Origin of the sequence: Pseudoalteromonas sp. BZA4 (assembly GCF_040104395.1) — a bacterium.
In the GTDB taxonomy this organism is placed as follows: Bacteria; Pseudomonadota; Gammaproteobacteria; order Enterobacterales; family Alteromonadaceae; genus Pseudoalteromonas.
In genome coordinates, this window is the sequence record NZ_JBECOT010000088.1 from 1 (window position 1) to 12,107 (window position 12,107).

Here is a 12,107-nt window from a genome sequence, read left to right on the forward strand (position 1 = left end):
AATCAAAACACACCGCCAAGTGAAAGAGCCGTAAAAACTTCACGCGCTTTAAGTCAGAAAAAAGACTAGTTACCTCTTGCTTGACTCGCCCTTGAAAGGGTGAGATTGCGCAAGCCTAATGTTCAAAATGAAATGACGTTAGATACAGGTACTAAACGTCCTGTTTAGAGCTTTTTTGATAATCTTTTACCCGAAGAAAACGCGCGCAAATTATTAGCAAAAGATGCGCAAGTTGACTACTACGATTCATTTGCATTACTAGAAGTGTCAGGTATTGAGTCCGCTGGTGCCTTAATAATGTTGCCTAAGGGGGGGGGCTTGCCAGATCCAAGTGCTGAGCCTCTAGAATTATCTGCTCTTTCAGAGAGGATAAAAGCTCTCCCTAAAGCACCATTGAATAAGAGACAAGGTAGTAGGATGTCACTCGCTGGGGCACAATATAAAATGCTAGTTATAAAAAAAGGCTCTGATTTTTTTGAAGGTAATGCAGGTACGCCTTCCACTCATATATTGAAACCAGATCATTCAGAGCCTGATGATTATTGGCAAACGACTTGTAATGAATGGTTTGTTATGAGGCTTGCTAAAATGATGGGTATAGATGTACCAAAAGTGGAGTTATTGTATGTACCTGAGCCTATCTATTTAGTTGAAAGATTTGACCGGTATGGTAAATACCCGAATCAAGAGCGTCGACACATTATTGATGCGTGTCAACTATTGAGTTTTGGTAAAGATTTTAAATATGCAGCTTCAACTGTTGAAATTTATAAGAAGATATTGGGCAAAGTTCGGACTAAGGCACAAGATACAATAAAGCTATATCGCTGGGTTATTTTTAATTTTCTTATAGGAAACGGTGATGCACACCTAAAAAATATTAGCTTTTATTATGGGGATGGGGATCCACAGCTGACACCATTTTATGATTTATTGTCTACGATAATATATGTGCAAGAAGGGACTAAACCACTTGAGCAAAAATTATCAATACCGATAAATGGAAAAGAAACATTTGATGAATTAAGGCGAGATGATGTTTTGGCTTTTGCAAATGAAATTGGCATGCCAGACAAGGGAGCTGCAACTTACTTAGATTCCATGGTTAAAAACATTCAAGGTGTATTTGAGATTCTTTACAAAGAAGTCCTAGAAATGCCAACTACCCCTACACGCGCTGTAGAGTTACGTATGCTAAGGGAAATACAATATAAAGTTTTAAATGAAATGGTGGAAAGGTTAAGAATTAGCTAGTTGCATCAACTAAAGTAAGTTGAAGCATGAGAAACCAAATCATTTGAGCCCCAAAATTGTTTTTGGACAGAATGTATGGTACGCCCCGTTTTGCAAGTTAATAACTAAAAATAACGGAGATGGTTTGCGCTAATGTATTCAGAGTCTATTAGAGACTTTCATTAGTCCCAGCTCTACGATGAGATCTGCGCCAGATTGTCCTCAAAAATGAGAAAGTACTTTATCTTACTGAAATGTCCACAAGGTCTTCAATCTGGTGGTCTAACCGTTTTGTCATCATTAATTATCATATGCAAACTGACTTAAACTCTAATTTCAAAGGGCTTCTTCTTGGTCATTACAGACCAAGCTATTCTTGCTATTTTATTTGCTAAAGCAACAAGTGCGACATTAAATGGCTTTCGACATTTTAAATCTATCAACCATGTTCCAAAGAACTTTTCCGCTGTTTTATCCCGCCACATAACGGCACGAGCAGCGTGAATAAATAACTCTCTCAGTTCCTTATTCCCTCGCTTGGAAATACCTAACATTCTAGGTTTACCGCCCGTTGAGTATTGAAATGGAACTAACCCTAGCCAAGCGGCAAAATTACGTCCATTATCAAAATCCTGTGGACTACCAACTGCTGATATACAGCATGATGCAGTCATAGGTCCAACACCTGGAATTGTTTGTAATAACTTAGCTATATCGTTTTCTTTATTTAACGCTAATAACTTATCTTCTTGAGCTTTAATCCACACATTTAGTTGATTGTAATATTCATATTGAGTTGTTAGCTCTGCAATCAATAGCGGTGGCAACACTTCATTTTGATCAGCTATCCATTGGAACAAGTTTTTCATTTGATGATGGCCTCTCGGAAAGCTAAGTCCAAATTCCAGTAGTATCGAGCCAATTCGATTCATACAGGCGGTTCTTTCTTTAATATAGCCAGAACGAACACGTCTAATAACGGTCCCTAGTTGAGCTTCTTCTGTTTTGACTGAAACAAACCTCATGTTTGGCCTTGTTGCAGCTTCTGCTATCGCATCTGCATCAATGTAATCATTCTTGTGGGTCTTAACATAAGGTTTTACATATTGAGCTGGTATTAGCTTAACCTCATGTCCAAATTGTTTGCATTTCCTTGCTAGCCAGTGAGCACCGCAGCAAGCTTCCATTGCAATAACTGTTGATTCTTGGACAGATAGAAAATCGACTAACTTTGCTCTGGAGTATTTATGGCGAAATATTTCACGACCAGAATAATCGTGACCAATTAGGTGAAAGGTTGATTTACCTAAATCAATACCTATGACTTTTGCAACTGACATGATGGTTTCCTCCTGTAATAGCCAACACTATGAGTTTAGCTAATGGGTGGGGCGTACCATCTAATTAATGAGTTAGAGCCGACCAGTGGCTCTGTGCCAAAAGCGGACTTGGTACAAAAACAAAGGCACCTCATGTATCAAAAGGTGCCTTCTTATTTTGTTAAAAGTTGTTTTTATTTTTAACCGCTATAACTTGACCATTTTTTGCAATTTGGAAGTAAAGCTTATCTTCGTTGCTAGCATTAGATGCACTAACTACGTAGAAATTGTCTTCAACGCTAGCAATCGAAAGTTGCGACTTATCAATATTTTTCCATGACTCATCTAACTTACCAACTTCAAAACCAGCGTCTTTAAATGTCATCTTTTGAATATGTGTTGCAGCGATGCTAACAGCTTTCTGACCGCTGATGACACCATGATCTCCATGTGCCTGTACATTACTAGTTAGCAAGGCACCACAAAGCGCAACGATTGATATTAGTTTGTTCATTTTAGTCTCCATTTTGTATGAAATTCGTAAAGTTAAATTCGTTATTGTTTAAGGCCAATAACTTTGTATTGCCCTTTGACCATTAGCTGTATTGAAACTGGCTTGTCTGATTTGTTTTTCCAGTACCAGCCATGAGAGCCTTCAAATGGCGTGGTATAACTACCTTTCATTTCATTAGTAGTAGCAATAACATAGCTTTCAAAATATCCCGTTGTGTCACCTTCTGGCTCACCATGTAAATCGAAGTACAATGGAACACCATCGGTTAACCATTCATAAGTCATTTTTTCATGCTGCTTCATATAAAATTTATATTCGATGCCGCGTCCCGCAGGGACTGTCACTTCTATTGTTTGAAACTCATCCGTGCCTTTAGTTGTCTCTAATGACGTTGTTTCCACTTCAGCCGCTTGTGCAAGTGCTGTTAAACCTAACTTGTTTCCAATACCTGTCGGATCGATGTTGTACTCTGCTGGTAAGATAAAGGTAACCAGTGCAATAGCCGCGACAACGACTGCTGAAATACTCGCTTTAACGAGTGTTTTGGTACTAACTGTATGTTGCATAAAATTCTCTTTTATTTCTGTATTTCTATAAGTTAAAAATCGATTAAATGGTAAAGTAACCAGCAAGTTGTAAGCCCATCAACATCACACCAGCACTCATTAGTGCGGTATTTGTGACTGTCGAAAAGCGTTGAAATGAAGGCAGTTTTCGCCATGCATTTATCATGATCAAAATAAGTGCGAGCGCAGCAAATTGACCAAGTTCAACACCTAAGTTAAAGGCAATCAGGTTGGTAATAAGACCTTCATCAGCTAGGCTAAACTCTTGTAATTTGGTAGCTAAACCAAAGCCATGAAACAGACCGAAAATCAGCACCGCCCATTGGGTATTAGGCTGCCAATTAAAGCAAAGCTTAAAGCCACCTAGATTATCGAAGCCCTTATAAATTACGGAAAAACCGATAATGGCATCAATTAAATAAGCATTGACCTGTATGTCACTTAACACACCAAATAACAGGGTTGTACTATGCCCAATAGTAAACATGGTGACGTACAACAGTACGTCACGGCTACGATATAAAAAGAAGATAACACCGACTAAAAACAGCAAGTGGTCATAGCCCGTTATCATATGCTTAGCGCCTATATATAAAAACGGGATAAACTGTACTCCATTATTTTGCTCTAAAAATGCTCTGGTTTTATCATCGACTCCGTGAGCAAAAGCTTCGATACTGACAAGCGCTAACAGCGCAATCGTCAGATAAGTCAGTACTTTAATCATGTTACTTGGCATCTTGAGACTCCAATACTTCAACATCAGTCAAAATAGACTCCTTTTCTTTATGTAAAATTCTGTATAAGGCAGGGATGACAAACAGAGTCAAAATCGTTGACGAAATAATGCCACCAATGACTACTGTTGCCAGAGGCCGCTGAACCTCCGAGCCTATGCCTGTATTTAACGCCATAGGAATAAAACCTAATGAAGCAACGAGTGCGGTTGTTAACACAGGTCGAAGACGCGTCAGCGCACCATCAAAGATTGCTTTATCAAGTGCCAAACCATCTTTGCGCAGTTCTCTGATAAACGACACCATAACCAGTCCATTTAGGATGGCGATGCCCGATAAGGCGATAAAGCCAACCGCTGCCGAAATTGAGAACGGAATATCACGTAGTAACAGCGCAGCAATACCACCAGTTAATGCAAGCGGAACCCCCGTAAAGATGATCATGGCATCTTTAAACGAGTTAAGGGCGAGGATTAATAAACCAACAATCATGATTAAAGTGACAGGTACAACAATACTCAGGCGCTCTGAAGCGGATTGCAGTTTTTGGTAAGTGCCGCCATATTCCACCCAATAACCAGCAGGTACTTCAACGTTTTCATTAATGGCTGCTTGTATGTCTGCAACAAAACTACCTAAGTCCCTACCACGAACATTGGCAGTTACTACCAATCTACGTTTACCATTTTCACGATTTATTTGGTTAGCACCCGATATCAGCTCAATATCAACCAATTCTTTAAGTGGTACTGTATGTCCATCAGCCAACGTTATCGGTAAATAAGGTATTGAATCGATATCATTACGTTTGGACTCTGTGAGCCTTACTACAATATCTGAGCGCACATCGCCTTGATAAAACTTACCTGCAACTGTACCGCCCATAGCCATTGCCACTTGAGACTGTACTTGGCTAATACTAATACCAAACTGCATCAGTTTTTCACGATTTGGCACAAGATTAAGCATGGGTAAACCAGTGGTTTGCTCAACTTGTATATCTACGGCACCTTCAACCTGAGAGATTGCACCCTCTATCTCACTGCCTAACGTAGTCAACGTATCAAAGTCATCACCAAACACTTTTATCGCAAGTTCAGCTCTCACCCCAGCTAACAATTCGTTAAAACGCATTTGTATTGGCTGTAAAAACTCATATCGGTTCCCCGGAATTGGCTCTACTAGCGCGGCTAACTCTTCTACAACTTGAGTTTTTGTCTTATCTGGATCAGGCCACAACTCGCGAGGTTTCAGGATAATGAAGTTATCTGCGACACTTGGCGGAACGGCATCAGTTGCAACGTCGGCAGTGCCTATTTTGGCAAAGACGCGTTCAACTTCTGGCATTTGTTTAATTTTATCTTCTAAAGATTCCTGAAGCGCGATTGCTTGAGACAATGACGTACCCGGAATTCGCAGCGCGTGCATGGCAATATCACCTTCATCCAAATTAGGCGCAAATTCACTACCTAACTTAGTTGCCTGATAACCTGAGAAACCCACTAATACTGTTGCGGCTATAACAACGAACCAACGGGCTTTTAAAACCCAGTTTAAAGCAGGCTTGTAAAGAACAGTAGCACCACGAATTATTGGGCTATGTTTTTCTTTCACAGGCTTTTTAAATAACAAGGCAACCATAGCGGGTACAAAGGTAACCGATAACACCATAGCGCTAAGTAACGCGATAACCACGGTGATCGCCATCGGGTGGAACATTTTGCCTTCAACACCCTCAAGAGCAAAAATGGGTAAGTAAACAGCGGTGATAATAAACACGCCAAATAGCGCTGGACGTATGACTTCCTTTGTGGCTTCGAACACGAGTTCCATGCGTTCTTTTAGCGGCAGAGGTTTGTTTCCTGCTTGACTTAGCCTGCGAAGACAATTTTCCACGATAATAATGGCACCATCGACTAACAAACCAAAATCTAACGCGCCTAAACTCATCAGGTTAGCACTCACGCGAGTTTGTACCATACCTGTTACTGTCATCAACATGGCAAATGGGATCACTAAGGCTGTTAAAAATGCAGCCCTGAAATTACCCAGTAGCACAAAGAGTACAACGATAACCAATATCGCCCCTTCGATCAGGTTAAGCTGAACCGTTTGTAGCGTTTTATCTACTAATTTAGTGCGATCATAAACAGCAGTTGCGACTATACCTTCTGGTAAAGTGGCGTTAATTTCCTTGAGCTTTTCTCCCACGGCATGAGCTACTGTGCGGCTATTTTCGCCAATAAGCATAAATACCGTACTCATCACCACTTCACGACCATTTTGTGTAGCAGCGCCAGTTCTAAGCCCTTTGCCGTTTTCAATATCGGCTACGTCTTTTATATAAATTGATGAACCATCAAGCGACTTAAGCGGAATATTACCAATGGCAGTCATATCAGTAACCTGACCGGGCAGCCTTAACAACCACTGTGCGCCATTTTGCTCAATAAAGCCTGCACCTTGGTTTTGGTTGTTTTGCGAAATTGCATCAACCACATCGGCTTGTGACAGCCCAAAAGCAAGTAACTTTTCAGGTTTGAAAGCGACTAATATTTCACGCTCAAATCCGCCTATCGGGTTCACTTCTACTACACCCGGCACCCGCATTAACTGTGGTCTTATTGTCCAGTCATGTACGGTTCGTAAATCCGTTGGTGTAATAGGCGTGCCATCAGCATGTGTAGCATCAGGCTCAGCATCAACAGTGAACATGAATATTTCACCAAGACCTGTCGCAATTGGCCCAAGTTGAGGCTCTAAGCCCAGCGGTAACTCAGCGCGTGCCGCTGATAAACGCTCATTAACAAGCTGACGGGCAAAATAGACATCAGTATCATCACTGAATATTGCAACCACTTGAGATAGGCCATAACGAGAAACTGAGCGGGTATAGGTTAACCCCGGTAAACCCGACAATGCGGTCTCTAACGGAAAAGTTACCCTTTGCTCAACTTCTAATGGCGTAAACCCAGCCGCTTCGGTATTGATCATTACCTGCACATTGGTGATATCAGGCACTGCATCAATCGGTAGTTTGGTAAAATTCCATATACCCAAACCTGACACAGCTAACACCATCACCATGACAAGGAATTTGCGCTTTATTGAAAAGCGTAAAATTGACTCCAACATTTATACACTCCTAGTGATCGTGTGATGCGCCAGACTTTTCAATGTCGGCTTTTAAGATGTAGCTATTGTTGGTCACGTATTCGGTTCCCGCTTTTAGGCCACCTAATACTTCAATCCATTCGCCTCCAGTGCGGCCCAACTCAAGCATACGAACTTCATACTGCTCACCCACTTTGGCGTAAACAACAGTAAAGTCTCTAAAACCTTGTAAGCCAACACGCTTTACAGCCAGTGGCACATCAATGGTTGCAACTTCAATGTCAGCTTTTACGAAGCCGCCTTCGGCAAGGTTACGACCTTCTAATTCGACCCAAACTATTCTTGCCTGATCATCTCTCACGCTAGGTTCAATAAATGACACCTCACCTACAAGGGGGTCCTCATGACCTTCAATGTTTAACGTAACTGGCGTTTCCAGTTTAACCTTGGAATAATCCGAAGGATAAACCGCTAATTTGGCAATATGGCGATTAAGATTGGTAATGGTGAGTAAGGTTTTACCATTAGTTTGCTCACCCGCGTTTGCGAATAACTGGGTAATAACACCGTTAATGGGCGCTTTAATAACGTAGGGCTTAAGACTTTCATTACTTTCTACTGTGAATAGCGTTTGCCCTTTTTTAACAATTTCACCGTAATTGACGTGTAATTTGGTGATTTCACCATCGAAACGCGCAGCAATGTTTCGCTTAGCGTCCACAGGTAAACTTAATTTTCCATAAGCGGGTATGGTTTGATGAATTGTCGCAGGGCCTGCGATTTCAGTGTTGATTTCCATTGCATCGGCAACTGCCTGTTCAATTGTGGTGCGACCCTCGAAGTTGTCATATCGCCAATTGTACTTTTTACCCTGATAAGTTGCTTCAATGGCAACAACAAAAGAGTGAGGCTCATAAATCACCATATCACCGCGAAGAAAGTCACCTTGAGCATTGAAGTTAATATCATCAGTGCCATCGCCTAGGCGAATTAATTTTACGTTTAAATCGACATTCTTTGGGTCTATAGGTTGTCCATCATTTGTCGCCCAAACACGAAACTCTGGTGGCACACCAGTTTCAAAAATAGAGAGTTCAATGGCAAAATCACCATCTCGTAACATGCGCCCACGGTGTGGACCTTTCTCTGGTTCAGCTTGCTCTGCCGCAGGTGTTGATGCTGCAATAGCATTAGGTGCGACGACACCTGTGAATGAGATAATAATCGCCAAGCTCAATGACGACAGAATATTTTTATTTTTCATAAATTTACTCATGGTTTTACTCGCTATCACTAACGGGCACGCCAGTTAGGCGTTGAATTTCAATATGTTGTAAATGCAAAGATTGATAAGCATCAAGTAACTGATTTTGGGCGCTGAGCAGCTCTCTACGTATATCACTCCACTGGTTGTAGCTAAGCTTACCGATATCAAATGCCTGACTTGCTTCAGTCAATGCGGTTTCTAGTACGGGAATAATTTCAGCTTGAATCGTTTCAATGACATGGTGGGAATGCGCCATTTCTTGTAATAGCACATATAGCTGTGCATCCAGTTTCTGCATTAAGGCTTGTTGCTGAGTTGCCAGTACATCTTGTTTTGCGCGTAAGGCCGCTATTGTTCCTGCATTGCTATTGTCATTCCCCCAAGGAATAGATATACCCGCTACTAAACCAAAGTCATTTGTCGCTTCATATCGTCTCAATCCCGCAGTGAGTTGCCACTGAGGTTTTGCTTCAATGCGTGCAAGCTCCATTTGAGACTGAGCGATACGTTGTTCATTAACAAACTGCTGTATTTGTGGGACTTGCTTAAGCTTGATTAGCTGGCTTTCTACCGAGGGAATTTCCGGCTTAAGCATTAAATTCCCAGTTAATTTAAGCTCAGCCTGAGGCTTGCCCCATAAGGATGACAGTTGATAATGACTAGCTTTTAATTCGTGCTCTAAATCTTCTACAGCGAGATTTCTTCGAACCAGCTCGGCTTGAGCCAAGCGCATTTCAACATTGGAACTTTTACCCGCTTTTACTCTTTTGGCAATAGCGTCAACCACTTCCTGTGCCTGAGACACCGCTAATTGATTGAGTTTCAAGCGCTCTTGCTTTATCAAGATTTCAACAAACTGTTTAGCAACAATCGCAGATAAATCGAGGGCTTTTATTTTTTGCTCTACTATTACTGCATTTGCTTGGCTTTTTGCCGCATTAACTCTGCCATCAATTTGATCTTGTTGAAGCAACCAAGAGTATGTGAGCGTTGATTGCATACTTTGTAATGCGCTATGCTCACCTGTCCCTAACGCATCTTCAATCATTAAACCTATTTGAGGACGCTCTCCAATGCCAGCTTGCTCGATATTACCTTGCCACACAGCTTCTTGAGCTATCAAGGCTTTTAGCTCAGGATGACTTTGTAGAGTCATGGTCACAGCCTTGCTTAAATTTATAACCTGATGTGATGACTGTAATTGCTGCTGGGACTGCGCATTAGCCAAAAAGGGAGTTGATGTTACTAAACCAGCCCCCGTTGTTAAAACTAGACCAACAGCCAAAAACCGATTGCCGATCGGTTTTTTTCCGTTGCTTTTATAAAAATTAAATCTCATTCCATATCCTTAATTAATGGATGAAAAAAGTTTCGATAAAGTGATGAAAACTATCGACAGTGGATGCCGCTAGTACTGGCATAGTTGCCAATAATGCTAGAGTAATGATGATAGTAGTAAGTGACGGTTTATTAATTGGATTTAATAAACCCTCAACACGAAGACTCGTGTAATCATGTCCGAAGTAGCTAACAGACGCCTGATCGCAGTCCGTAGGAAGTGCTTTTTGAAGTCTAGCGACATCAATTAATGTCTGTGCGATATCAAGGTGGTCGTATTCTTTTGTGACCTCATTGTCGGCCATCTTTTCCGTCATTAAGACATATTGCTCGATTAGGGTTTGTTTTATACGTGACGGATAGAAGCTGGCAAGTGCCGTGAAAAGCACTTTAAATAACGGGTCTCTTGCCGTTACATGGGCCAGTTCATGATTAACGATGATATTAAGTTGTTCATCGCTAACTTGGGTTTGTAGTCCGGTTGATACATATATCTTGGGAGATATAAAACCTGTAGTAAAGGCAACAGGCACTTTAACAGGCATCAATAAATATTGATTGCCATTAGTCGTCCTAGCACCTTGTGCATCAGTAAAGCTTAGTAAACTCGATAATGCGATGGACTGTTTGGTTCTAACAAAGGTAGTCTTAGTTACGCGCCAAGCTAAATAGATTAGTGCTAAAAGTAAGGTTAACGCGTGCCAACTTGAAAAGCTAAAAATATCGATATGGTGCCAATGGGCAAAATCTTCGAACCAGCTTATGTTAAAAACTTTATCAAACCCTAACGAGTAAGGCATAAAGTAACCAATACAAGAAAAGGCTATCCACCAAGGTGCACTCACTAGTGACCACAATATAAACTTTTGACTATTAAAACTGACTTGTTTGAGTCTGAACAACACAAAACGAGATACGACAGCAACAGTTGCAATACCGATCACAAATGCAAGCACTGAAACACTGAGCAAATTTAGAACGATTGCCATATCTCCAACTAACATAATTAAGCCCGTTCCTTTCTTAGCTGGCGTTGTTTCTCGATCATTTTTTCTAATGTATCGAGTTGTTCGTCATTAAGCTGTGCCGAAGCAGAACTGAACGCAGCAATTAAGCTATTTTCACCATCATCAACAAAGTCACTGGTTACATTTGAAATAAGTTGAGCAATTAAGCCTTCACGATCTACTCTGGCTGAATAACAATACGCATGACCTTGTTTAGTGCGTTTAAGTAATTCTTTTTTAAATAACCTATCAAGCGTACTTTGGATAGTATTTAACGAATTACCACGAGCTAACCCCAGTACTTTATGTACTTGCTTTGCATCCGCCTCTTTGACATTCCAGAAATGTTGAAGCACTAATTTTTCTAGTTCACCTAATTGCATAACACTTTACTCTATTTAATTCGCTGGCTATATTGCCACAACAAAAACCGATAGGCAATCGGTTTTTAGATTTAAGGGTATTATATGGGTTGGCTAATAACTAAGTATTTGATCACCGCTACGGTCATTGTCGCGGCATCGGAGCTAGCAAAACGAAATGATAAACTAGGCGCACTCATAGTGGCCTTACCGACAGTCACAATTTTAGCCATGATTTGGTTATATGTTGAAAAGCAGCCGTCAGAGAAAATAGCCAATCATGCTTGGTACACTTTTTGGTATGTACTTCTCACATTGCCCATGTTTTTACTTTTCCCCATGCTGATGCAGCGCTACAGTTTTTGGCTATCGTTACTCATCAGCTCATTAATAACTGTAATTTGCTTTTGGCTGTTTTCTTTATTGCTGAAGCTGTTTGGAATAGATTTGCTTCCTTGAGGTTAACAGCAAGGTCCTTTGTTCACCCCACAGCTGCCATTAGAGTATTTACGTTAACGCGTAATGGGGCGTGCGACGTGAAGTCGTATGAAGCGCTGTTCACCGCTTAATGAGTGAACCATCTGTATCACCAGATGATCCTAGGAGCCTGAATAAAGTAGCGGCTCTGACAATGTAACGAAGGTTGGTAT

At 41.0% G+C, this 12,107-nt stretch carries 11 protein-coding genes and 1 pseudogene; 3 read left to right on the plus strand and 9 right to left on the minus strand.

Annotated elements, in window-relative coordinates:
• Positions 1-183: 183 nt before the first annotated feature.
• Both ABMY41_RS20280 and ABMY41_RS20285 read left to right on the plus strand, forming a co-directional pair.
• Positions 184-285: pseudogene (locus ABMY41_RS20280) on the plus strand (hypothetical protein); the annotation flags it as partial.
• A 33-nt stretch (positions 286-318) separates the two neighbouring features.
• A complete protein-coding gene (locus ABMY41_RS20285) occupies positions 319-1,254 on the plus strand; it encodes a HipA domain-containing protein (RefSeq protein WP_235374368.1) in 936 nt (311 codons plus the stop codon).
• Between the two features lie 302 nt (positions 1,255-1,556).
• On the opposite strand, the gene ABMY41_RS20290 is transcribed toward ABMY41_RS20285, so the two are convergent.
• The 9 genes from ABMY41_RS20290 to ABMY41_RS20330 all read right to left on the minus strand — a co-directional run bounded on the left by ABMY41_RS20290 (position 1,557) and on the right by ABMY41_RS20330 (position 11,478).
• Entirely contained in the window at positions 1,557-2,573 is a 1,017-nt protein-coding gene (locus tag ABMY41_RS20290; RefSeq protein WP_138534068.1) for an IS110 family transposase, read from the minus strand.
• Between the two features lie 160 nt (positions 2,574-2,733).
• Positions 2,734-3,066, minus strand: coding sequence for a DUF6488 family protein (locus tag ABMY41_RS20295; protein ID WP_126873588.1), 333 nt, complete (start codon positions 3,064-3,066; stop codon positions 2,734-2,736).
• A gap of 41 nt (positions 3,067-3,107) precedes the next feature.
• Positions 3,108-3,632, minus strand: coding sequence for a hypothetical protein (locus tag ABMY41_RS20300; protein WP_138534089.1), 525 nt, complete (start codon positions 3,630-3,632; stop codon positions 3,108-3,110).
• A 43-nt stretch (positions 3,633-3,675) separates the two neighbouring features.
• Complete coding sequence (locus ABMY41_RS20305; protein ID WP_126873610.1) at positions 3,676-4,371, minus strand: HupE/UreJ family protein; 696 nt, start codon at positions 4,369-4,371, stop codon at positions 3,676-3,678.
• Complete coding sequence (locus tag ABMY41_RS20310) at positions 4,361-7,504, minus strand: CusA/CzcA family heavy metal efflux RND transporter (protein WP_126873592.1); 3,144 nt, start codon at positions 7,502-7,504, stop codon at positions 4,361-4,363. The genes ABMY41_RS20305 and ABMY41_RS20310 overlap by 11 nt, the downstream gene beginning before the upstream one ends.
• Positions 7,505-7,514: 10 nt before the next feature.
• Positions 7,515-8,747: an HlyD family efflux transporter periplasmic adaptor subunit gene (locus ABMY41_RS20315; protein ID WP_126873594.1), complete on the minus strand. Its 1,233-nt coding sequence runs from the start codon at positions 8,745-8,747 to the stop codon at positions 7,515-7,517.
• 16 nt (positions 8,748-8,763) lie between these two features.
• Positions 8,764-10,089, minus strand: coding sequence for a TolC family protein (locus ABMY41_RS20320; RefSeq protein WP_126873595.1), 1,326 nt, complete (start codon positions 10,087-10,089; stop codon positions 8,764-8,766).
• Between the two features lie 13 nt (positions 10,090-10,102).
• The gene (locus ABMY41_RS20325) at positions 10,103-11,092 is read right to left on the minus strand and encodes a M56 family metallopeptidase (protein ID WP_126873597.1); all 990 of its coding nucleotides are present in this window, start codon (positions 11,090-11,092) and stop codon (positions 10,103-10,105) included.
• 2 nt (positions 11,093-11,094) lie between these two features.
• The gene (locus ABMY41_RS20330; RefSeq protein ID WP_028834938.1) at positions 11,095-11,478 is read right to left on the minus strand and encodes a BlaI/MecI/CopY family transcriptional regulator; all 384 of its coding nucleotides are present in this window, start codon (positions 11,476-11,478) and stop codon (positions 11,095-11,097) included.
• 84 nt (positions 11,479-11,562) lie between these two features.
• Between ABMY41_RS20330 and ABMY41_RS20335 the strand changes: the two genes are divergently transcribed.
• Entirely contained in the window at positions 11,563-11,916 is a 354-nt protein-coding gene (locus tag ABMY41_RS20335) for a DUF3147 family protein (protein WP_130051661.1), read from the plus strand.
• Positions 11,917-12,107: the final 191 nt, after the last annotated feature.